17 protein-coding genes and 2 tRNA genes are annotated in these 22865 nt (G+C 44.9%); 8 read left to right on the top strand and 11 right to left on the bottom strand.

Annotation, left to right across the window (positions count from 1 at the left end):
- Window positions 1-257: 257 nt before the first annotated feature.
- The gene (locus Q5691_RS03060) at window positions 258-5771 is read right to left on the bottom strand and encodes an AAA family ATPase (RefSeq protein WP_333214728.1); all 5514 of its coding nucleotides are present in this window, start codon (window positions 5769-5771) and stop codon (window positions 258-260) included.
- A gap of 1067 nt (window positions 5772-6838) precedes the next feature.
- Here Q5691_RS03060 and bchB point away from each other — a divergent pair.
- Both bchB and Q5691_RS03070 read left to right on the top strand, forming a co-directional pair.
- Window positions 6839-8365 carry a ferredoxin:protochlorophyllide reductase (ATP-dependent) subunit B gene (gene bchB / locus Q5691_RS03065; RefSeq protein WP_190659189.1) on the top strand — a complete coding sequence of 509 codons (1527 nt, stop codon included), beginning with the start codon at window positions 6839-6841 and terminating at the stop codon, window positions 8363-8365.
- Window positions 8366-8448: 83 nt separating this feature from the next.
- Entirely contained in the window at window positions 8449-8670 is a 222-nt protein-coding gene (locus tag Q5691_RS03070; RefSeq protein WP_333343887.1) for a hypothetical protein, read from the top strand.
- Between the two features lie 319 nt (window positions 8671-8989).
- Here the strand turns inward: Q5691_RS03070 and Q5691_RS03075 are convergent, their stop codons facing one another.
- Together Q5691_RS03075 and Q5691_RS03080 are read right to left on the bottom strand one after the other, a co-directional pair.
- Entirely contained in the window at window positions 8990-9607 is a 618-nt protein-coding gene (locus Q5691_RS03075) for a Uma2 family endonuclease (protein WP_333214731.1), read from the bottom strand.
- 120 nt (window positions 9608-9727) lie between these two features.
- Window positions 9728-10357: a Uma2 family endonuclease gene (locus Q5691_RS03080; RefSeq protein ID WP_333343888.1), complete on the bottom strand. Its 630-nt coding sequence runs from the start codon at window positions 10355-10357 to the stop codon at window positions 9728-9730.
- A 594-nt stretch (window positions 10358-10951) separates the two neighbouring features.
- On the opposite strand from Q5691_RS03080, the gene Q5691_RS03085 reads away from it, so the two are divergent.
- Together Q5691_RS03085 and Q5691_RS03090 are read left to right on the top strand one after the other, a co-directional pair.
- The gene (locus Q5691_RS03085) at window positions 10952-11134 is read left to right on the top strand and encodes a ribbon-helix-helix domain-containing protein (protein ID WP_015178554.1); all 183 of its coding nucleotides are present in this window, start codon (window positions 10952-10954) and stop codon (window positions 11132-11134) included.
- A gap of 448 nt (window positions 11135-11582) precedes the next feature.
- Window positions 11583-12041, top strand: a complete 459-nt coding sequence (locus tag Q5691_RS03090) for a hypothetical protein (protein ID WP_333311345.1) — start codon at window positions 11583-11585, stop codon at window positions 12039-12041.
- Between the two features lie 402 nt (window positions 12042-12443).
- Here the strand turns inward: Q5691_RS03090 and Q5691_RS03095 are convergent, their stop codons facing one another.
- On the bottom strand, window positions 12444-12821 hold the full coding sequence (locus Q5691_RS03095) for a Mo-dependent nitrogenase C-terminal domain-containing protein (RefSeq protein WP_333215540.1): 378 nt from the start codon (window positions 12819-12821) through the stop codon (window positions 12444-12446).
- A gap of 469 nt (window positions 12822-13290) precedes the next feature.
- Here Q5691_RS03095 and Q5691_RS03100 point away from each other — a divergent pair, with 469 nt between their 5' ends.
- Entirely contained in the window at window positions 13291-13881 is a 591-nt protein-coding gene (locus Q5691_RS03100; RefSeq protein ID WP_333215541.1) for a rhomboid family intramembrane serine protease, read from the top strand.
- Window positions 13882-14259: 378 nt separating this feature from the next.
- On the opposite strand, the gene Q5691_RS03105 is transcribed toward Q5691_RS03100, so the two are convergent.
- Window positions 14260-17148, bottom strand: coding sequence for a PAS domain S-box protein (locus tag Q5691_RS03105; RefSeq protein WP_333343889.1), 2889 nt, complete (start codon window positions 17146-17148; stop codon window positions 14260-14262).
- Window positions 17149-17199: 51 nt separating this feature from the next.
- Between Q5691_RS03105 and Q5691_RS03110 the strand changes: the two genes are divergently transcribed.
- The 3 genes from Q5691_RS03110 to Q5691_RS03120 all read left to right on the top strand — a co-directional run bounded on the left by Q5691_RS03110 (window position 17200) and on the right by Q5691_RS03120 (window position 18736).
- Entirely contained in the window at window positions 17200-17346 is a 147-nt protein-coding gene (locus tag Q5691_RS03110; protein ID WP_333215544.1) for a hypothetical protein, read from the top strand.
- 587 nt (window positions 17347-17933) lie between these two features.
- Window positions 17934-18317, top strand: coding sequence for a hypothetical protein (locus tag Q5691_RS03115; protein WP_333215546.1), 384 nt, complete (start codon window positions 17934-17936; stop codon window positions 18315-18317).
- Window positions 18318-18547: 230 nt separating this feature from the next.
- A complete protein-coding gene (locus Q5691_RS03120; RefSeq protein ID WP_333056627.1) occupies window positions 18548-18736 on the top strand; it encodes a DUF2949 domain-containing protein in 189 nt (62 codons plus the stop codon).
- Window positions 18737-19318: 582 nt separating this feature from the next.
- Here Q5691_RS03120 and Q5691_RS03125 read toward each other — a convergent pair.
- The 6 genes from Q5691_RS03125 to yqeK form a co-directional block, all read right to left on the bottom strand.
- Window positions 19319-19395 (bottom strand) — tRNA-Met (locus Q5691_RS03125).
- Between the two features lie 74 nt (window positions 19396-19469).
- A tRNA-Met gene (locus Q5691_RS03130) sits at window positions 19470-19546 on the bottom strand.
- Window positions 19547-19665: 119 nt separating this feature from the next.
- A complete protein-coding gene (locus tag Q5691_RS03135; RefSeq protein WP_333215548.1) occupies window positions 19666-20619 on the bottom strand; it encodes an asparaginase in 954 nt (317 codons plus the stop codon).
- Window positions 20620-20793: 174 nt separating this feature from the next.
- Entirely contained in the window at window positions 20794-21303 is a 510-nt protein-coding gene (locus Q5691_RS03140) for a CGLD27 family protein (RefSeq protein ID WP_333040353.1), read from the bottom strand.
- Between the two features lie 2 nt (window positions 21304-21305).
- Complete coding sequence (gene rsfS / locus Q5691_RS03145) at window positions 21306-21725, bottom strand: ribosome silencing factor (RefSeq protein ID WP_333343890.1); 420 nt, start codon at window positions 21723-21725, stop codon at window positions 21306-21308.
- Window positions 21726-21863: 138 nt separating this feature from the next.
- A complete protein-coding gene (gene yqeK / locus Q5691_RS03150) occupies window positions 21864-22499 on the bottom strand; it encodes a bis(5'-nucleosyl)-tetraphosphatase (symmetrical) YqeK (protein WP_333343891.1) in 636 nt (211 codons plus the stop codon).
- Between the last annotated feature and the right edge of the window lie 366 nt (window positions 22500-22865).

Consider the following 22865-nt stretch of genomic DNA (forward strand, 5'->3'; position numbering starts at 1 on the left):
GTCTACTTTTTTAATTAAAAATCTGACACTTTTTATGCTTTACCGGAGCATTGCCACCTCGTCGTGATGAAAAGTCCTCAGTGCGGCTGCAAAAGGGCGATCGCGCTTTTGTCGAAACCAGAGCGCTCGACTTTAATGCAGAGTCTTTTCCGAGCTTGAATTGCGAATTCAAAGTTTAGTAAACGCAATGCGTGGCCGGATTGTTAAGGGTTGCTAACTGGAATTGATTTGGGGATGTTGGTTGATAGTATGGCCGATTACAAAACTTGCCTGGGCGCGATCGGAATTTCAATAATAAACTCACTCCCCTCTCCGGGTGCAGAAACGCAAGTCAATGTTCCGCCATGAGAACTGACAACAATCGAGTGAGAAATAGACAATCCCAAACCCGTTCCCGAACCCACGGGTTTAGTTGTAAAAAAGGGATCGAATATCTTGTGCAGCACCTCAGTGCTCATCCCCGGCCCGCTGTCGGCAATTCTAATTATGACAGAATTCCTGTCTGTCACCTCTGTAGAAATTGTAATCGTAGGCTGTTGATGAGAGTTTTCCGGGGCATCTCTTGCGACGAGGAGAGCATCGATCGCATTTGTCAAAATATTCATAAACACCTGATTCAACTGAGACGCATAACAAGTAATTAGGGGTAGCGTGCTGTAATTTTTAATCACCTCAATTCCCAAACGCCCGCCCTCTTTTCTCAGGCGCGGTTGCAGCAACATCACCGTACTGTCGATGCCTTGATGGATATCTACCGACTTCATTTGCGCTTCGTCGAGGCGCGAGAAATTCCGCAAGCTTAGCACAATATCCCGGATTCTTTCCGCTCCTACTTTCATGGAATCCAGCAGCTTTTGCAAATCCTCGCTCAAGAATTCCAGCTCAATTGTTTCTATTTCTTCTAGAATTTCATCAGCAGGTTCTGGATAGTGCTGCTGGTAAAGGTCAATCAATTTTAGCAAGTCTTTAACGTATTCGCTAGCCGGATTAAGATTTCCGTAGATGAAGCTTACAGGATTATTAATTTCGTGAGCTACACCAGCCACCATTTGCCCCAAACTAGACATTTTTTCCGTTTGGATTAATTGAGCTTGAGTTAGTTTAAGTTCCCGCAAAGTGTGTTCTAAACGCTCGTTTTTTTCATTTAACTCCTGCGTCCGTTCTTGCACTTTCTGTTCCACAGAATTGTAAAGCAAAGCATTCTCCAAAGAAATAGCAACTTGGGAAGAAAGCAACCTTAAAACTTCCAATCTGTGGGGAGTAAATGCTCCGACAGTCAAATTATTTTCTAAATAAAGAATGCCGATCAGTTTGCCTTGGTTGATGATTGGAGTACACAAAATAGATTGCAGTTGGTGTTTAGCAATGTAAGGATCTGCTGTGAAGAGTCCCTCAGCCGCCGCATTGCTCAACACCAAATCCGAGCGAGTCCTTTCCACATAATTAATCACCGTCACAGGTAAATCATGATATTCTGCAACAGGTGTAAATTGCAGAACAGCTACATCTTCAGCAAATACTGAGGCTTTAGCAGAAATCAACAGTTGACCATCTCTAACTAAAATCAGAAAACCTAATTGAGCACCCGCATTTTCTAAGGATATTCTCATTAAAGAAGCCAGCAACTTATCGAGGACAATTTCGCTAGAAATCGCCAGAGATGCTTTCATTACCGTTGCCAAATCCAGCACTCTCGCATCGCTGCCAGTAGAAGTATGAATAGTTGTAGTAGTTTGACTGTTGTTAAAACTTCCATTGAGCGGCGTCATTTCTCGCAACTGCGGATACTTCTGTTCTAAATCTTCTACTTTGCGAACTGCACCCCAGCGCAAGTAGCACGAGTGAGCTTCACGCAAGTGGATTTTGGCATATTGATACTTGCCTTTACTCAACCAAAACTTAGCTGCTAGTTCATTAGCTAGCGCTTCATTTTGGACAAACTCATTGTCTTGGGCTAAATTTATAGAGAAATCGTACAGTTCTACAGCTTCTGAATCTTTCTTGGAAATTCTGGCTATTTCTGCTTGTACTAAAAGGTACTTGTGCAGAAAATTTTCGGCACAGTTGTCTGCCCAAATTTTCATCTGTTTTTGGTTTTCCTCTAACTTTTCCAAGTATTCCTTTTGCTTCTCTTCTGAAACATTTGGGAAAACGGCCGCTAAAGTTAGAGAAAAGAAAAAATTCCATTCGGTAGCGGGTATTGCTCCGGTAATAAAAGATAGCTGTTTTTCTACTTCAAAAGCTAGTTGTAGCGCTTCGTTGAAGTTGCCGTACCAGTACATTACCTGGCATTTGCGAATCTGATAAAGGCAGAGCGAGTACAAATTTTGATGAGCTTGACAGTTGTGTACGTATTCAGCTTCGCTGATATCTTCGCTTTCAAATACAAACTTTTCAGGAGTTAGTTTGCTCAAGTTACGCAGGATTAACTCTACCCCTAATAATATATCGGTTACGAGCTGATTTTTGGTCTTTTGGCTGAACTGTAAATACCTGCTCGTGTCTGCCAGAATTTGCGAGATTTCTTTACCTTGAAAAAATGAGTTAGCTATGCGGTTGGACAGGATATAACCCGCATACTCTAAATCTCCTGATTCTAAAGCTGCTTGATATCCTTCATTGCTGATTGCGTGGGAATCTTTGATGTGATTGAACCAGTAATAAAAAATACTAACCAGGGACGAACAAGCTCTGCACTTCAAGCCAATATTGCCAGATTTTTCGCTAAGATTCAGCGAGAGCAAGCCGAATTGATACGCAGCTTTGTAATCTCCCGAAACTGCGTTTAAGAACATACCGTAGCCAGCATAGCAAAGAGAGGCTTCGGGTACTAAACCGTATTGTAGAGAAAGATTGACTCCTTTTAAAACGCTGACTTTCCACAAGTCTGGATTTTTGAGGTACGCCGATGTCAGCAAGTTTGTAATTAATTTGACTGCAACTTTTTTGTCGGGTACAGTCATTTCTGGGGCGTCAATTAGGGAAGCTATTTCTCTACCTGCTAAAATATTTGTAGCTGCTGCAAATTCTTCGGATATGACTTTTTGTAGCCCGTCTAGCGGCAAGTCAATGCCTAGCAAGTCCAAAGCTTGGATTCCAGCTTTAACGGCTTCTTCGTACTTCGCGCGCAGGGTGTACTGCACGATCAGCAGGTTGTAAATTTCTACCTTTTCTAAGGCCGATCGCGCTTTTTCCAGAGTTATATTAATAAATTCTTCAGACTTCTCGAAAAAACCGTTTAAATACTCAACATTTGCCCGCTCCATGTGCAAGGCAAAGGCTAAGTCGTAGTGGGCATCCCAAATATCGGCGCTCAAACCGTCCATGCCTGCGGTCAAATACTGCAAGGCAGCAACATAAGCAGTGGCATCTTTGGCTCTGCGGGCGGCGTCTAAATTCAGCGTTGCCAGTTCAATTAATTCTCGATCTTCATTAATTAGCGATCGAGCCACATTCAAGTGATCGACTAATTCAAAGATTCTGTCAGCGCGATATTCAGCCGGGGTGTTTTCTAGGATTTGCCTGCCTATTTTCAGGTGAACTGCCTTTTTTTGCGAGTCGTCGATCAGAGCGTAAGCTGCTTGTTGTACGCGATCGTGCAAAAATTTATAATTCAGAATTAATAGCGGAAACAGCACGTAATCTAATGACTTGCTTTCCAATTCCGAAGTTGGCAGAATCAGTCCCGACTTAATAGCTGGCAACAGGTGAGAAAAAGTTTCCGATGCTTCTTTCTCATGAATTAAAGAAAGAGTATTTAAATCAAATTCGTTGCCCAAACAAGCCACTAAACGCAAAACTTGCTGGGTTGAGCTTGGCAGTTTTCTCAGTTTTTGTACCATCAAATCTACTACATTGTCAGTGATAGCGCACTGCTCAATTTGAGTCATATCCCAATGCCAGCCGCCCTTGCTCCCCGACTGTGGGGGGTGAAAAACTAGCAGGTTTTCCTGATACAATGTTTGCAGGAATTGATTTACAAAAAAAGGATTGCCGTCTGTTTTGCTGATTACTAATTCAGCTAACGGTTTGACAGATTCTCGATCGCTGTGCAAAGTCTCCGCAATCAAATGAGTTATGTTTTCCACCCCCAGCGGTGACAAAGCAATCTGATTAATGATAGCTTCCTGATTTCGGAGCGTCTCCAAAGTCATCATTAAAGGATGAGTAGGACTAACTTCATTATCCCGATAAGCGCCAATTAAAAACAGATATTGCGTAGCTTCATCTGTCATCATCAATTCGATCAGCTTGAGAGTAGCCGAATCAGCCCACTGCAAATCGTCGAGAAAAATGACCAGCGGATGTTCTGGCTGGCAAAATACCCGAATGAAATTTTGAAAGACTAAATTAAAGCGGTTCAGAGATTCCGTCGGCCCCAATTCAGCTACAGGAGACTGAGCACCGACAATTAGTTCAACTTCGGGAATGACATCAATAATAATTTGTCCGTTTTGACCGAAGGAACTGCGGAGTTTTTCGCGCCAAACTGCTAATTGAGCCTCACTTTCAGTTAACAGTTGTCGCACCAATTCCGAAAAAGCGCTGACAACGGCAGAGTAAGGAATAGTCCGCTTGTACTGGTCAAACTTTCCCCAAATAAAATATCCACGTCGGCGGGTAATAGGTTTGTCTAAAATCTTCACCATTGCAGATTTGCCAATGCCGGAATAACCGGCAATCAGCATCATCTCGCTGCGGGATTTATGTTGTCCTCTCGCCATGACTGACAAGGGGATTTCTTTTTTCGATTTGCTCTCTTTCTTGATGACAGAAATTTGAGAATCGTCGCTACGGTAGCCTCGATTATTTGTTGCTGCCACCCGTTCAAATGCCGCTAAGAGAGTTTCAACTTCTCGCTGTCTGCCGTAAAGTTTTTGAGGTATTTGAAATTTGTCAGAAATATCTTGGCTGCCGAGAGGAAACTCAGAAACAACCCCAGATGTTTGCCACTGAAACAGGCAGGATTCCAAATCGGCTTTTAGTCCCCAAGCACTTTGATAACGCTCCTCAGCGGTTTTTGCTAACAATTTCATCACAATATCTGAAACAGCTTTAGGAATTTCTGGGGCTATTTCCGCGAGAGGTACTGGCTGTTTGGCTATGTGACAGTGAACTAACTCCATGGGATCTGTAGTGGGAAATGGGAGTTGTCCTGCCAGGATTTCATAAAAGGTCACGCCGAGAGAATAAAAGTCGGTGCGGTAATCGACTACCCGGTTCATTCTGCCGGTTTGTTCGGGCGACATATAGGCTAAAGTGCCTTCTAAAAAATTGGGATTTTTATTGGGAATATTTTCCAGGTTGGATGCTGTTGAAATGCTGAAATCTATTAGTTTCACTTGTCCGGTAGCAGGATTAAAAACTATATTAGAGGGATTTATATCTTTATGAATTACATTTTTCCCGTGAATCTCTCCCAAAGTTTCAGCAACTTTGATGGCGGTAGTCAGAAATCCTAAAAGGGTAAATTTTTGGGAACCCATAAATATTTTTAAAGATTCCCCGCCAAAATCTTCTAAGATCATTGCCAGACTATTTCTAACCTGTTGCAACTTATACACTTTCACAACTCCGTCCAACAGGCTTAAGTTGGCAGTGATCTCATATTCGCGCTTGTATCTATTCAGTTCTTCAGGAGTCGGATAGTCTTCTTTGATAAGTTTGATAATAACAGGTTGGTTGTTCTGCTCGTTGTGGCCGCGGTAAACCAGGGAAGTGCTGCTTTCATAAATGAGAGCGAGAACTGCAACGCCGGGAATTGCCATCATAGTTGGGTTCTCTCAAATTAGGTGTGCTTGGTCAATGTTACAGGACTGACGCGCGGCGGGCTAGAAACCGGGTTTCTTCGTTGCTAGTCGTTGACAAACCCAAGATTTTATCGTGTAAATCGGGTTTCTTTTCGTAAATCCTATGTTATTCTTCATTATCGCTCAAGAGCTATCTTTTGGGATGTGTGGGTAGGCAGGCCTTGACAGCAAAGAGCTACTGCTGACAAAAGCACGCTGGGGCTTTCGTCACCTCAGCAGTTAGGTAAACAAGATCACAAATACAGGATTTGTGCAAAGATTTACTCTAATGCTCGATCGCCATGCTGACAACTAAATCATCTTAGATTCGCAGCAATCGCTTGACTTTAGTGGAGCGTCACCACATCTCGTGAAAATACGCAAGTGCTTAAAGATTTATTTTTTCCGGTGTTCGGGTACGAATTTGCTGTGCTTCAAAAAAACCGGCCGATGCAAATCTTAACTATAATTCGCGACCGAGGCGCTGAGGGAAGTAAGTGTTGCTTCGGAATCTGAAATTTCCTTCAGTTCTATCTATTTTGACCGATCGATTAACAATACTAACTGACCGAAAACATCCAGGAGACAAGCCCCCGGATTCATCCGTCCAGAAATAAAAAACCTGTATCCGATGAAACTTGCCCCCGATTTATCCGTGGGGTCAATGCTTCAATTCTAAAATCTAAAATCTAAAATCTAAAATCTAAAATCGATTGACCGTTTGACCAGAGTAAATTTGACAAAAAATGCAGAATTATTGCACCTTGTCTGGTGCGCGGCAGCGAACCCTACATTAATCAAATTTGCCTAAGTCTTAAGAAAATTTGAGGAAAGATTAAGAATTATTGCCATAAAACCCAGGTAAAGTTGTTTGAATTACGACTCAAATGCCAAGCAGACAAAGCGTTTGAGCATTTCCCAAATCTGTAAATCCTCAGAAAGTTAGTATTTCTCAAGGATTCATCCGGTGAGAAAATCAGAAACAACCTTAAAATTTAGCAGTAATCGCCCGATCGGGCAATTCTCAACCAGCACCAGGAAAAATACCTATGAAATTGGCTTATTGGATGTACGCAGGGCCAGCCCACATCGGCACTCTGCGCGTCGCCACTTCCTTCAAAAACGTCCATGCGATCATGCACGCACCGATTGGAGACGACTATTTCAACGTCATGCGTTCCATGCTGGAGAGGGAACGGGATTTCACCCCAGTGACTACCAGCGTCGTTGACAGACACGTACTGGCGCGGGGTTCGCAGGAACGGGTGGTGGACAACATCACCCGCAAAGACAGAGAAGAACACCCAGATTTAATCGTGCTCACCCCGACTTGCACCTCCAGCATTCTGCAAGAAGACTTGGAAAACTTCGTGGAACGAGCTCAATTGGATGCCAAAGGCGATGTATTGCTGGCGGATGTTAACCATTATCGGGTAAACGAACTGCAAGCTGCCGATCGCACTTTGGATCAAATCGTCCAATTTTACATTAACAAAGCCCGCAAAAAAGGCGATTTAGTAGAAGCCAAAAGCGAAAAACCATCTGTCAACATTATCGGTATGTCTACGCTGGGTTTCCACAACCAGCACGACTGCACCGAGTTGAAACGTTTGATGGCAGATTTGGGCATTGAAGTCAACGAAGTTATTCCCGAAGGTGCTTCGGTTCATAACTTAAAAAGACTGCCGCGCGCCTGGTTTAACTTGGTTCCTTATCGGGAATTGGGGATGATGGCCGGGGAGTATTTGCAAAAAGAATTCGGTACGCCGATGGTCGATATTACGCCGATGGGTGTGGTGGAAACTGCGCGCTGTATCCGCAAGATTCAGCAAGTGTTGAATGCTCAAGGTGCGGATGTTGATTACGAAAATTTTATTGACCAACAAACTCGATTTGTGTCTCAGGCTGCTTGGTTTTCGCGATCGATCGACTGCCAAAACTTAACTGGCAAAAAAGCCGTCGTATTTGGCGATAATACGCACGCTGCGGCGATGACGAAGATTTTGGCTCGCGAGATGGGAATCCACGTTGTGTGGGCAGGAACCTACTGCAAACACGATGCTGACTGGTTCCGGGAACAGGTAAGCGAGTATTGTGATGAAGTGCTGGTGACGGATGATCACGGGGCGATCGGGGATGCGATCGCCAAAGCGGAACCTTCGGCAATTTTCGGCACCCAAATGGAACGCCACGTGGGTAAGCGGTTGGATATTCCTTGCGGCGTAATTGCTGCACCGATTCACGTCCAAAATTTCCCGATCGGCTACAAGCCATTTTTGGGTTATGAAGGCACGAATCAGTGCGTAGATTTGGTCTACAATTCCTTTACTTTGGGAATGGAAGACCACTTGCTGGAAATCTTCGGCGGCCACGATACCAAGGAAGTGATTACGAAGGGTATTTCGGCTGATTCTGATATGGGTTGGACAAAGGATGGACAAGCTGAGTTGAATAAAATCCCTGGCTTTGTGCGGGGTAAGGTGAAGCGGAATACTGAGAAGTTCGCGCGCGATCGGGGGATTGATAAGATTACCGTTGAGGTGCTTTACGCAGCGAAGGAATCTGTCGGCGCGTAGTTAGTTGGTAGGGTGGGCATTTGCCCACCTCACTTAGTAAAATAGAAATGCACTGTCACTTTTCAAACATAGAAAAGTTCTTTATGGCTAATTCTATTGCTTTCCAGACCGCGATCGAATATGTAGAATCTCTGGCAATTGAAGAGCAAGATTTGTTAATTGAATTAATTCAGAAACGGCGAATTGAAAATCGGCGACTGGAAATTGCTAGCAATGCAAGAGAGGTTTTGAGTGCTTTAAAAGCCGGCACAGCAAAGCGAGGCAACCTTGCACAGTTAAAAGCTGATTTACTGGATGAAGAATGAAAACTCTAGTTTGGAACAACAGTTTTAAACGGGCTTTTAAACGGGTTATCAAGAGAAATCCGCAATTAGGTGAGAAAATCTTTTCGGTTTTGGAGTTGTTAGTGAACGATCCATTTTATCCTCCATTGAAGTCACATAAACTGCGGGGGCAATTAGAATGACTTTGGGCTTGTTGGGTTGAGTCCGATTGCCAAATTATCTATACTTTTGAGCAAGATAATGAAACGCAAGAGGAATTGATCGTCTTGATTGATATTGGGACGCATGATGAAGTATATTAAGTAAGGATCGCCCTTTTCCAACAAGCGTGCGATCGCCCTCACTCCTCATTTTGACTATCTTCTTGCTCAACTTGCTCAAAATTAACTTGTTCGTAAACATCAGATAGAGGAACTTCAAGCTGAAAGGAATTAAACATTAATGCCGTATCTTCCTCGTCATACTCACAATACAACCATCTTTTATTCTCGGTTTTTGAATACTGCTCGACTTTAATTTTTGTTTGATCGATCGTAATGTATTCTCGAAAAGTAGGAAGAGTTTTGTAATATGTAAACTTGTCAACTCGATCGTAGTTTTTAGTAGACTTTGATAAAACTTCCACAATAACTTGAGGGTTGGTAATCGTGTCAGTGCGATTGTTGCGGTACTCAGGTAGCCCAAAAATTACCATTACGTCGGGATAAGTGTACAGTCGCACTTTTGGTATCCACAGACGCACGTCACCGATGAAGATGCGGTAATTCCGTTTTTTGAGAGCAAGACTTAAAGCAATGTACAAATTGCCAGCGATTTGATTGTGATTGGTAGATCCGCCTGTCATAGGAATAATTTCCCCGTCGAGATATTCGCTTTTGTACTCTGCTGTTTCTTCCAGTGCTAAATATTGCTCTTCTGTGCAGTAACGTTGCTCGGTTGTTTGCAAAGTGCCTGTCATCTTGATGTTCTCCCACAATGATGTTGAACAAATATTTCTTCTGAGTGCGTGAAGCGAAGCTATCCCGAAGGGAATCGCTCACTTAAATGATAACCTGCATTTCCAAAAAAGCGATCGCCCTTATTCCTCCCCGCTTTCTTCTGGCTCACTTTCCTCCTCAAAATCTACCTTTTCATAGACATCTGCCAGCGGCACTTCAACTTGAAAGAAATTAAAAACTAGCGCCGCATCCTCCTCATCATACTGACTATACGACCACCGCTTGTTTGCCAACTTACAATACTGTTCTACATAAACCTGAGATTGATCGATCAGAATATACTCTTGAAATGTTGGCAGCGTTTGATAAAACTTAAACTTATCACTGCGATCGTAAGCTTTGGTAGATTTCGATAAAACTTCCACAATCACTTGAGGATTCATCACCGTATCCTGGCGATTATTGAAATACTCAGGTGTCCCCGGAATTACCATCACATCGGGATAAGTATAAGTTCGCTTTTTCGGCAGCCACAGACGCACGTCGCCCATGAAAACATCATAGTCAAGTCCCTTAAGAGCAAGACGTAATGCTATGCTCATGTTCAGGGCAATGCGATTGTGATTTGTAGTTCCACCTGTGATTGGAATAATTACTCCGTCGCGATATTCACTTTTATACTCTGCTGCTTCTTCTAGGGCTAGATATTCTTCGGGAGTGAAGTAGCGCTGTGCAGTTGGCTGTTCTGTTGCTTGTAGAATAGCTGTCACGGTTTTTTCCCCAACTCAATTGATATTTTGCGTCCAGTTTAACATTGCCCGAAAGTAGGGGCGGGTAAGATGCCAAACCCCTACTCCCCACAACAAAAACCATTCTTTGTGGAACAGGCATCTTGCCTGTTTTTGATAAGATTCCAACATCTACGATCGCCCTCTTTCAACTAAGGGCGATCGCACTTAATCAACTCGCAACCAAAATTAATTGATCGGATCGAAAACTAGGGTCAATTGAGCAGCAGGAAGCAGTTGTTTGAGAACTCGCAAATGACCCTCTGCATCAGACCAACTGCGAAACCGACCGACAACGACCCTTTGTAGATTTGGAAGCAAACGAACCACGATCCACGGTCTGAGACGTTTCTCATACGGCATAATAGGTGTATCTCCTTGTTAATTGGAGCCATAGCCAGTCCTTGCTTTCCACGGCGGGGGACTGGCTTTTGACTTTGCACCTGTGGTGTGCTGTACAAATTATTGCACAAAAGGCCCTCATTGGTAGCAGAAAATTACTAAAATAGCGTTATAACACCGCGATCGGCGTAAACTTGTATGATTGGGAGCGTTCACAAACAGTAAATATTGACAGTGAGCAAGCGCGTTCACATCACACTCCCCGACTACATCTATGAATCCTTAGAACTGTGGGCCGACCGGCAAGGTAGACCCACAGCTAGTTTGATCGCTTTTATCGTTGAAACGGCGGTTTTGGAAGCGAAAAAAAAGGGAGATTTACCTTCTGAACCGGAAAAGCCCAAAAGCGACACGTAAAGACTTCCCTCGTGGGTTACGGGGGCGTGTCGCGCGATCGCACTTATCAAAATTGATGAAAACTAGCATCAGCGCCCGCACTTTGCACCCAATCTTTAAAATCATTCTGTGCTTTGTCCTCGCGATCGCCTGTTAGTGCATAAGTCCTATCAGCAATCGAAAGTGCCAGTTAGTTAATTGTCCGTCGGCTAGTCAGTTGTAGGGAAACTCACAAAAAATATCATTCTCAGTAACGAGCTTTCGACTATACATCCAATCCTCTTGTGGGGCGGGCTTCTAGCCTGCCCCTAAAAGCTTATTGAGAATAGTGCCAGATATCAGGGGAAACGGAAATTGCATCCCAGGATTTCCTGCTTGAGGCCAATTGTGAAAACTGTACTGTTCGATCGCCCTAATCAATCCCACTTACCTAGATTAGACGCATCAACATCTGTTAAAGGAATGACTTATGAACTTCACAGCAAGACTCACACAAACCAGCTTACTCGGTTTAATGCTATTTGCCAGCAATCCAGCGGCAACCTTGGCTCTAGGACAATCGAACACAAGCACTGCACCAACAGCGTCTCGCACTCAGTCTCCGATTGAAACCATACAAATAGCTAATGTATCCACTCCCCAAAAACAGGTGAGAGATTTTTGTGTTCGCAAAAGACAGACACTGGCAAACTATTTCGAGACCAGCAACTTTCGGATTTATCTGTGCTACAACCACGCTCATCAACTATATTACTACGGGGTTAAAAAGAGTAACGGCAGCACGATCGCCTTGCGTGCTCGAACTGAAGAGGGGACTGGTTACGTGGCAAAAAATGGCACCTACGATTACATTGTTACAGGAGCCAGCCTTAGTATTTATAACAAAGGCAAACGCATTCTCGAACAACGAGTGATTCGCTCCCTTTAGTATTTAAATGCGATCGCTCTTTCAATCCCCGACTTCTTCAAAAAGCCGGGGATCTAACAGAATATCTGGCTTTTCTGCTGAGGCAGACGAAAGTTTGTGTAATTTAACCTCGAACTCAAATGACCAAGAATTTCTTGATGGTGCCCGCCACGTGATTTATCCGTGGAATCAATCCAAAATCTAAAATCTAAAATCCTCAAGCCCCCGAATTTATCTCGCGCAAGTCAATCCAAAATCTAAAATCTAAAATCTAAAATCTAAAATCGAATGACCGGCGCTTCGCCACATTTGAGTTTGAGGTTAACAGGTTTCAACCGCCGAATAATCTCAAAATAAAAAAACCCTCCCCAACAAGGAGAAGGGAGGGTGAAAAGACAGTGAGAAATTTAAGTTTTTGCAGAATTAACAATAAGGAGTTACATCTTCGCCACACTCGTCAGCCAAATAACACAAAGCACGAAAGCGCAGCCCTACCACTTGCTCGTAAAGCGGATTTAACTTGCACAGCGGCGGAATGGATAATAAAGTGCGATCGCCAATTTTGACTTCTCGCTCAAACGGACACTGGCTGGGAATAAACTTACACAGCAACCGAGCCAACTTTTGACTTTTAATTGCAGTGTTATCAAGCCATTGTTTCAGCGGATGCAAGGGGTCAAAGTGTGGCTTTTGACCGTAAGGTTGAGAAATTGTAGCGACATTAACGGCGGTTTCTTGTTTGCCAAATCCTACCCAATTTGGCAGAGTTCGGTAGGAGACTGGATGCTCAAATACGTTCATTTTGCTCTCTTCCTCTTTTATAACGAGGTGCCAAGAACTCTCTGTAGAGCTTGTGCGATATTATCTACAATCAGTATCTACAGCATCTCGTTTTGCTTTACCGGATTGAACTTCTTAAATTAATGACTTAAGGCGAGAAAAGTAGTTCCTGATTTCTTTAAAGACGGTGTGCGCTCTAAAAACTGTCCTCATTTCAAGCCCAACAATTGATTGATAGGGTAAAAATTCTGTCTTCTACGTTTTAGCTTCAACCTTCGGTTGACTCTCCTTTTGTAGTTCAATTACAATTGTGACGCATCCAGGTGAATTATCCTATACGTGAAAATGCGGAACTTTTAATAAAACTTATAATATTTCTAAATAAGCTCTGCTGCAAAAAACAGTGAAACCTCGACCCCACAATCTTTGCTCGCGATCGCTCAGAAACTTCTACAATGAGAAATAATCGGTATCACCGCCCTCACAACCCATGAGTAACCCAGAAACCAAAGCTATCACCCGCGAATTGCAAAGCCACGCCGCCATTCTCGGTGGCTTCGTCTCCCTCCTCTGGATTATCGAAATTGTCGATGCCTTCCTGTTCGGAGGCAGGCTGGATGTCTACGGAGTCCGCCCCCGCAGCATCGACGGACTTCAAGGCATCCTGTTGATGCCTTTTCTGCACGGCAGTTTTGCTCACTTAGCCGCCAATACCCTCCCTTTAGTGACATTGGGTTGGTTGATAATGCTGCGAGAAATCAGCGACTTTTTTATCGTGAGTGCCGTCACTGTGCTAGTCAGCGGATTCGGAGTTTGGCTGACCGGCGCGCCCTATTCCGTTCACATTGGTGCCAGCGGATTAATCTTTGGTTACTTCGGCTTCTTGCTGCTGCGGGGCTATTTTGAACGCAGCTTTACATCTATTTTGGTATCTTTAATTGTCGGTTTCTTCTACGGCAGTTTAATTTGGGGAGTTTTGCCCTCGCAGCCGGGAGTTTCCTGGCAAGCGCATTTCTTTGGCTTTGTCGGTGGCGTATTAACAGCTCAACTTTTGGGACGGCAGAAACGGCAAATTAGCTAGGATTAGGACTTATGGTGCATAGTATCATCACCTTGGTTTATTGCCCCGAACTTATCTGAAAGCGTAGGTTTTTTGTCAATAAACCTGATTTCTTGTTTCAGTTGACAGTTGACAAGCGAATTTCTTGATAGTACCCGCCACGTGATTTATCCGTGGAATCAATCCAAAATCAAAAATCAAAAATCCTCAAGCCCCCGCATTTATCCGTGGGGTCGCCTCTAAAATCTAAAATCTAAAATCGATTGACCGCTTTATAGCGACCTCTACCTGGAAGGAAGAGGATTGGAGGAATGAATAGTCTTCTTTTAATTTCTCCCGCTTATGGTTCCGGCTTTAAACCAATTCTTTCTGGTAACAAGTGCGTATCGCATAGCAAGACTAACTGCTGACCAATAATTCAACGCGGGCCGGTAAGCACACAGTAAAAACCGAACCGCAACCTAACTCGCTTTCAACGTGCATATCGCCCCCCATCATCACGCAAAAGTGACGGCTAATAGTCAATCCCAAACCCGTGCCACCATACTTGCGCGTAGTTGAGGCGTCACCCTGCATAAAAGCTTGAAATAAATGCTGCAATTGTTCGGGGGGAATCCCAATGCCCGTATCAGCTACGCGAAAAATTATTGAGTCGGAAGGTTCTGCTATTTCTTGAGTTGTTAAGCTGTCATGTTTAACTCTTTCAATGCAGAGACTAATAGTCCCCTGTTCCGTAAATTTGGCTGCATTGCTCAGCAGGTTGAGCAATATTTGACGAGTTTTGGTAATGTCAGCATACATCATTCCCAAGTCGCTCCCACAATCAACTTCAAACTTATTAGAATTTTTATCTACCAAGGGTTTGACAGTAGAAACTACCTCGTCAATTAAATTAACCGGGTTGAAAGTTTCTAAGTAAAGTTCCATCCGACCCGCTTCAATCTTAGAAATATCTAGAATGTCGCTAATTAAAGATAGCAAGTGTTTGCCCGCTGTTTGAATTTTTTGCAAGTCGGGGATAAAATCTTCGCAGCCTAAATCCTCAGCGTCTTCTTTGAGCATATCGCTGTAACCAATAATCGCGTTGAGGGGAGTTCGCAATTCGTGGCTCATATTAGCTAAAAAAGCGCTTTTGGCTTGGTTTGCTGCTTGAGCTGTTTGAGCGACTTTTTGGAATTCTTCTGCTAATTTGCGCTGGGTAATATCTTCGGCAATACCGACGATGCGGTAAATTTCTCCGGTTTGGCTGCGGACTGGAAAAGCCCGATCGCGCACCCAGCAAACTGAACAGTCAGATCGCACTACCCGATACTCCTCATCATAATCGCCCCGCACCTGTTTCGCAAAAGCAGCCTTGACGCGATCGAGATCCTCCGGGTGAATAGCATCCCAAAAAGCCTCCGGTTCTGACTGCAAACTCTGACAGCTCAAATTCCATATTTTTTCGCAAGCAGGGCTCACATAAACTAGCTGCTTTTGATTGGGTTCTCTAATCCAAAATACCTCATGAATATTTTCTGCCAACTGGCGAAACCGCTCCTCGCTAGCCCGTAACTTCTCAACAGCACTGTGAAATTCAGTCACATCCTGAATCAGCGATGCCACCCCAATGATGCTGCCGTCAGGATCGACCAAAGTCGTATTGTACCACTCGCAAAGAATAATTTTTCCGTCTTTTCTGAGGTTTTCGTTAAGACTGGTAACTCCTCCTTTATTAGTAAGCAAAGTTATAGATAGTTGCCTGACATATTCCTTAGCACTTTCAGGAACTATGAGATCGACTCCGTGGCGTCCCATAGCTTCCAAGCGGTTGTATCCAAAAATTCTTTCCGCTGACAAATTCCATTCCGCTACTTCAAAGTTTAGATCCCATTCAATCGCTCCCAATGGAGTTTGGTGAAGATGGAGAGCCAGTTTTTGCTGCGAGTTTTTCAGAGAAATAATTAATTGATTTTTGTCGGTGATCGCAGATTCTACCCGATCTTCGAGAGTAGTAAACGACTCTTCCAATTGATGGGCCATCATATTAAAAGAGCGAGCCAGGACACCCACCTCATCCTCCCGATCTACAGACGCCATCAAGCGGGAATCTATCGCCATCCCGTCCCATTCTCCCCGTGACAGAGCCTCCGCAGCCTTGCTCAAACGCCGAATCGGTACAACAATCCACCTAGAAGTTAGAGCGCCAATCGCCGTTGCCAGCACCAAAGCACCCAGACACATCACCACAGTATACCGAGTGTTGGCATTAATCCTTTCCATAAAATCGGCTTCAGGAACCGTCACCACAATCAACCAGTCGAGACCCCTGCTGTCTGAGAGTGGCGTCACCTGTAGAAATTGCCGTTGACCGTCGATCGTAAAATCTAACTGGCGAGATCTGTCAATTTTGTGCAAATCCCCGAAGCGTTCAGTCAAATAGCGGGCTGTCGATCGAATTAGAACATTCTTGCTGCTGGTTGCCACAATCCGTTTCGCAACACCATTGCTAACAATAAATGGCGGTTCCAGAGTAGAATTTGCCACCAATTGCCCAGACCTTTCTACAATAAAAGTCTGTCCTGATTTGCCAATTTTTAGAGTTTCCAAGAATTGATTGAGCTTGGAAAGTGCCAAGTCAGAACCCAGGATGCCAATCAGTTTACCATCCTCGCCATAAACTGGTTGAGCAGCCGTAATCGCTAGTTTGGGAGCGTCAAAATAATTATAGATTTTACTCCAAGTCGGTTGACCTGCGCGCACCGGAGCTATGTACCAAGGTCGGACACGGGGGTCGTAGTTGAGAGTAGTTTTTAATAGCTTGGTTGGTTCCTCCAACTCGGACAGCCCGTAGCCCTGCAAATTATAGCCAGTAGATTGATTAGAAATCTGAATTTGCAACTTGCCGTCGTCGAGACGTTCAACTCCAATAAAATCTTTTTCTTCGGATGCGAATTGAATGTAGCTAATTTTATCAAAAATTTGGATTTGTTTGTAGAAGTAGCGTTGCAAACTATCACTATCCCGCACGTTCACAAGACCGAGACGGATGGCATCGAGATTGAGCTGATTGATTTGGTGTGGCGTTTCAATATAACTATTAATATGTTGCTGGATACGCGATGTGACTTCTGTCCGCAGTTGTGCGGCAACATCGTTGACGGCTATGCGCCCGTTCCGCAGCGACAGCCACCCCGTCAACCCTACCGCAGCGAAAGTCTGAAGGGCAAAAGGCACAACAAGGACGATGCGAATTGGCACTTTGCCCGACATTTTTAAAATCGAGTCGGTTAGATATTTGATTGGCATGGTAAAGCAGAACTATTATTAACCCACAACATTCCGGTCAAGTACAAATTGATGAGCGCAGGTTTTGAAGTTGAGATGGTTTTAGTAGGCGAAGTGCTGTTAATAACTCGGAATCTGCCGCTGGCAACTGAATTTTTAACGACTGCCACCGCCATCTTAGCGCGATCGCGAGCTTTGGGAACATTGGCATCGAGATGAATGCAGTATCAATCTTGGACGTACTCTACACGCTCATATTATTATAGATTTTGAGATTAAAGAATTAAATAATTGGGAAAAAGAGATTCTGTAAGGGTTGAGAACTTGCCTGCTGTTCCATTCTTTTTTTAGACTGGTATCTAAAACCTGGTGTTTTTAGCGTGGTGGCGGGCTGCAACGAACTATTTTCGTGAAAAACAACCCATGGATAGCCGCCCGTGCGTCCAGCACTAACTTTTTTTCCCATCCTGACAAGCGAATTTCTTGATGGTACCCGCCACGTGATTTATCCGTGGGGTCGCCTCCCCAATCTAAAATCTAAAATCCTCAAGCCCCCGAATTTATCCGTGGGGTCGCCTCCCAAATCTAAAATCTAAAATCCTCAAGCCCCCGAATTTATCCGTGGGGTCGCCTCCCAAATCTAAAATCTAAAATCTAAAATCGAATGACCGATAGCGCGATCGAAAATTATAAGTTTTCACAGCAACTGCAATTGATATCTCCACAAGCAGCTACTTTTGATAGAGTGCAACTTAATTGCGAGTAGGTAAAATAAGCATAGTAGGATGCAACTAGCGGAGGGATGGATGATGAACGCAGTTATTGCTACTCTTGGCACTGCTCTCGGACTGAGCTCAATTTTTATCGGTTTGACCCCGGCGGTTCTCGCCCAACAAAGACTGCAACCAACGCCCCAATATTCGGAAACGACTTTATCTGGGGACTCGTTGAGGACTGTGGAGGACAGAACCTTAGACTCGGACTACCAAAACTTGATTGGTGAACCAGAAACGGCGGCTAATTCTGCTAGAGGGGAAAGAAGCTTGGGCGACAGATTTCGCCTCAAAATCGAGGGCCCATTGGAATTTATTACTACTCCTTCGGACGCCCAGCGTCAAGGAAATCCTTTACCTCCAAAACAAACCGACAGCGGTACAGAAGCGGGAGTTCAGCTTCAGCTAGGACTTTAGCAATTTTAAATGAATTCATTTGAAGCGAGCGATGGCGGAACCCAATTTTTGATTATCTCAGTTCTTGTGACTGCGATCGCTTTTTGATCTGAGTTTTATCACAAGTTTTGTGCGGTTTCGATCACACAAGGTTCTCTATTGTGAACCTAAAATTAGACCAATTAAACTTCCGATAAAGACCAATTAGCTACATATCTTTACAATATCGCATAAAACTGGCGGTGAAGGTGATGAGAAAGGCTCAACTGATCGATTATTTGCGGGGAGAGTTGGCAATATCGAATTCTGCGATCGCCGTTGCTCTCCGACACGGTGAACAAGATGCCAGCGAACTGCCCATGGTTCTGTGGCAGTACGGGTTAGTAACACTCGAACAATTAAACCTGATTTTTGATTGGATGGAAGCTCAGCCGACTTAGCAATTTAAAATCCTGAGTTAAAAAATATGGATATCGGATTGCAATTTTTTAACAAATAAAGCTTGGACAAACGGTCGTCGAAAAGTATAGGGTTGAGTGTTTAGGTTGAGGGTGGGTCTTATTTTGTCCCAATTAGAAAAATACAAATATACAGTAGGGACACAGCACTGCTGTGTCCTCATTTTTATTGTCGCTTAAAATAAACTGCTTTCATATCAAATCTGGCAGCCTCGGTATTAATATTACCCACAGCTTTCGAGACGGCAGTGCCGTGTCCTCCATACCATGTCGCTCGTGCAACCGGAAACGATATCAATCCCACATTCCGCACCCTGAACTGTCACACTACGAATTTTCGGAGTTTGGCGAAATTGAACTGGCGATCGCCAGTCCTATTTCCCACTTGTGTGTATAAAAAGTGACTATTTTGGTTCACAAAATTCCGCAAAAACCGATTGTGACAGTGGAGGGTGCGGAAAGTGGGATCAATTTGTCGAAGATGCGATCGCACTCGGCATCAAATAGAAGCTATAAAACAAACCCCAGCAACTTTTAGGCTGCCGGGGCTTGTCTTGTTTAATTTGGTGGCGGGAAGTGGATTTGAACCACTGACCTTCGGGTTATGAGCCCGACGAGCTACCAGGCTGCTCTATCCCGCGTCGCTTTATCTCTCTTTAGTGGTTTCCAAAAACAAAACCCTGAAACCTTAACGATTACAGGGTTCGCTTGAATTTGGTGGCGGGAAGTGGATTTGAACCACTGACCTTCGGGTTATGAGCCCGACGAGCTACCAGGCTGCTCTATCCCGCGTCGCTTTATCTCTCTTTCTAATATAAACATATCTTTCCGAAAATAGCAACCCCACAATCAAAAAAACTTTTTAGATTGTGGGAGGGGTTGCTGAAATCGGCGAGCGAGTCTCGATCGCCCTAAAGCATCGAAACTTCCCCGATCACCTCCAAGCGCTTGAACTCGCTGAGAGTCAGGTAAGTTTCCGAAAGAGTTTCGGCAATTGTCGGAGTAATCCACCCCAACTGCTTGAGCAAGTGAATCGCCACAGCAAATTGAGCGCGCTTTCCTCCATCCGTCACCTTAATTGCCAAGCCCATGCCTTCGCCAACGCGGCCAATGCACTGCACCCCTTCGGCGCCGGACTTGCTCACCAATTCCCCTTGAGTCAAGCGCATCAGTTCCGTGTCAAATTTGCCCTCACCGGCAACCATCATCGGGTGATGAGTCATAGCGCGGACAATCCGCTCCATCTCCACATTGTCGCCGGAAGCCAATTTAGCGTACAAAGAGGCCATTTGCCCCAACTGCAACAGATAGGTAGGAGCGCCACAGTCGTCACGAGCGCTGATAAACTCTTCGGCAGGCATTGCCAGCAACTCAGCCACTTTGCCCAAAATAAGCTGCTGGACAGGATGTTTGCGGCGTAAATAAGTGTCCAATGGCCAGTGCAGTTGCTGGCAGACAGCCAGCATTCCGGCGTGTTTGCCGGAACAGTTGTATTGCAGGGCGCTCTTTTTGCCTTCGGGAATGGGGCATTGAAGTTTAGAGGGGTCAATGTCGCAGCGCCACAGGACGTTAAATACCTGGCGCGATTGCTCGATCGTACCTTGATGGGAACTGCAAATAATCGCTAAATCTCGATCGGTCAATTCGTAGCGTTCTAAAGTGCCAGTCCCCGTCACCGCCAAAGCTTGAAAAGGCTTGAGTGAAGAACGGACAAATGAGGCCGTTTCCGAGTTACCAGCAACGGACAGAACGCGCCCGCGGTTGTCGCAGACAGCGGCCTGGGCGCGGTGCCTCGATTCCACAATACCTTCGCGCAGCAGTGTGACTTCCAGTTCGGGAGCTTGGGTTCGTTTTCCCCTTGTCATATCAATTTTAGATTTTAGATTTTAGATTGGGGCCGGTGGAAGTTATGAGTTGCGAGCTGCCAGTTAAGAGTTATAAAGTTAATCTTTCTGCGATCGTTTCTCACTCATGCACTCCGTGTGCGTTGTTGGCTGTGGGCGGCAATCTCAAAACTCAAAACTCCCTTCCATTCCCGATTACAAACAACTCCAAGTTAGTCCCCCGGCAACCAGCAACACTGTCAAACCATAAAATGTCTGCCGCAGACGCCTGAGAATTGGTTCTAGTTGGTAGTTGACAATCAACTGATCTTGAAGCAAAACTTCGGGAGTTTTAGGCCAAGATTGACAATCGTACCAACCAGACTCTTCGTAGACGACCGTGGGATTTGAAAGGCGCGATCGCACGTAGAACCAACCCAAGTAGAGCCGCAGCAAAGCTAATCCTAGAATAAAACTGGCACCTGCGGCACCGCTGAGGACAAACTGAGCTGGATACTTGACAGGAGCAAAGCTAGAAGCAGCTATCGGCCCCGATACCAAGCAACTCCAAGCCCACACCCAAGCTAGTTTGGCTAGGTATCCGGGCCAATTGAGTGTTACCCAGCTAAAAAACCAGGATTCTTTAAGTTCTTGGTATTCATTGATCGGCCGCTGTTCTTGCGGAACGGGACAAATAGAAGCAGAAACGTTTTTCACATTAGCCATCCTCACGGCGTGGGGGAAAAGTCAATGCGTTCGGCGTGTCCCCAGAACGCTTCTAAATTGTAGAACTCCCGCTCTTGAGGCTTCAAAATGTGAATGATCGCGTCGCCGTAGTCCATGACGACCCAACTAGCATCTGATAGGCCTTGTGTACGCAGTGGCAAGCGTTGCCACTCTTCTTCCACTTGGTCTGCTATCGCTTGGGAGATGGCTCGTACCTGCACGTTGGAAAATCCGGTGATGATCGCAAAGTAGTCTGCCAAATAGCATACTTCTGCCACCCGGAGCAATACAATATCTACTGCTTTGCGGTCATCGGCTGCTTGGGCAACGGTCATGATCAGGCCACGGGCTTCCTCTGAGGAGGTGCCGTCCGTTGCTGTAGACTGGGCCCTGGAGTATTCGAGTTGGGTTAAATCAGACATTAAGTGTTTAATTTCCTAATTGATAGGGTAAGGGGAAATCGGTGCGCTATTCGCTTTCGATTGTTGGCAGTTTGAGACGGGAAATAGGAGTTAGGTTGAAGCCAAAAGTAAGGACAGAATTTCTGGTAAATTTTACTTTTAACTTGTGATTTGTTCGATCGACTGCTTCGTCGAATTTCCTGTTTCCGGCGATTCGCGGGCCATTTGCAGCGCCCAATTGCGGGTAAGTACGGTGCGGGGGTGGATGTAGCAGCGAGTTTCTAGCAAATATTTAAGAGAATAATCGCTAGTTTGCCACACGGCTGCATAAAGATTTTGCCAGCTTGCCTCACGCAGTGCTTCTAGTTGGGCTGTGTTGCCGCGGCTTGGCTCTATGGTATCTGCTATGAATACGGTACAACTGAGCTGGCTCATTTTTGGTCGGCCGAGGGTGTGATTGGCGATTGCGTCCAAAATTTCTCGATCGACCACCCCGAATTCGTCTCTGGCGACGATCGCGCTGGCGTCTGCGTGCAGCAAATGCGGGTGTGCTTCCAACACTGAGTCTAACTCTAAACCTTCCTTCTGGGCCATTTGTAGCAGCAGTTGAGGTTTGAAGTATTTTGCCAAATCGTGCAACAAACCGGCCGATCGGGCTTTTGCTTCGTCGAGGCCGTAATGGCGAGCCAAGTCACCTGCTACCTGTTCGACTCCGAGGATGTGTTTGATGCGGGCAGCAGGAACGCGCTCAGAGAGCCAAGCTAGGACGTTTTCGCGCGCGGGTGCAAGTGTCAAATATTAACTCCGAAATTGTATAGTGTCTTTTATTTTAGCGTTTTGTTTCGATCGGCTGCGGTGTCGGGCACACAGGGGTGTGGTTACTTATGGGATGGGGAGGGGTGAAGGGGGCGAAGGGGGTGAAGGGGGCGATCGGCTTTACCTGAACAATCCAAAGATGTGTTAAAGTAAGTGGCTGTAACGACAAATTGTAGTTACAATATCTAGTGACAATCAAGGTATGGAATTTGAGTGGGATGAGACTAAACGTCTTACCAAACTTAGCAAACATGGAATTGACTTTATCGACGTTCCATTACTTTTTGATGGAGAAATCGTAACAGTTGAGGACGATCGATCAATCCTCAGTCTTTCATTTTTTGG

Origin of the sequence: Microcoleus sp. w1-18aA5 (assembly GCF_036701705.1) — a bacterium.
Classification (GTDB): Bacteria; Cyanobacteriota; Cyanobacteriia; order Cyanobacteriales; family Microcoleaceae; genus Microcoleus.

Coding starts and splice junctions, on each gene's coding strand:
- Q5691_RS03060 (WP_333214728.1), bottom strand. CDS start 5,771: ATGATGGCAATTCCCGGCGTTGCAGTTCTCGCTCTCATTTATGAAAGC.
- bchB (WP_190659189.1), top strand. CDS start 6,839: ATGAAATTGGCTTATTGGATGTACGCAGGGCCAGCCCACATCGGCACT.
- Q5691_RS03070 (WP_333343887.1), top strand. CDS start 8,449: ATGGCTAATTCTATTGCTTTCCAGACCGCGATCGAATATGTAGAATCT.
- Q5691_RS03075 (WP_333214731.1), bottom strand. CDS start 9,607: ATGACAGGCACTTTGCAAACAACCGAGCAACGTTACTGCACAGAAGAG.
- Q5691_RS03090 (WP_333311345.1), top strand. CDS start 11,583: ATGAACTTCACAGCAAGACTCACACAAACCAGCTTACTCGGTTTAATG.
- Q5691_RS03095 (WP_333215540.1), bottom strand. CDS start 12,821: ATGAACGTATTTGAGCATCCAGTCTCCTACCGAACTCTGCCAAATTGG.
- Q5691_RS03100 (WP_333215541.1), top strand. CDS start 13,291: ATGAGTAACCCAGAAACCAAAGCTATCACCCGCGAATTGCAAAGCCAC.
- Q5691_RS03105 (WP_333343889.1), bottom strand. CDS start 17,148: ATGCCAATCAAATATCTAACCGACTCGATTTTAAAAATGTCGGGCAAA.
- Q5691_RS03110 (WP_333215544.1), top strand. CDS start 17,200: ATGAGCGCAGGTTTTGAAGTTGAGATGGTTTTAGTAGGCGAAGTGCTG.
- Q5691_RS03115 (WP_333215546.1), top strand. CDS start 17,934: ATGATGAACGCAGTTATTGCTACTCTTGGCACTGCTCTCGGACTGAGC.
- Q5691_RS03120 (WP_333056627.1), top strand. CDS start 18,548: ATGAGAAAGGCTCAACTGATCGATTATTTGCGGGGAGAGTTGGCAATA.
- Q5691_RS03135 (WP_333215548.1), bottom strand. CDS start 20,619: ATGACAAGGGGAAAACGAACCCAAGCTCCCGAACTGGAAGTCACACTG.
- Q5691_RS03140 (WP_333040353.1), bottom strand. CDS start 21,303: ATGGCTAATGTGAAAAACGTTTCTGCTTCTATTTGTCCCGTTCCGCAA.
- rsfS (WP_333343890.1), bottom strand. CDS start 21,725: ATGTCTGATTTAACCCAACTCGAATACTCCAGGGCCCAGTCTACAGCA.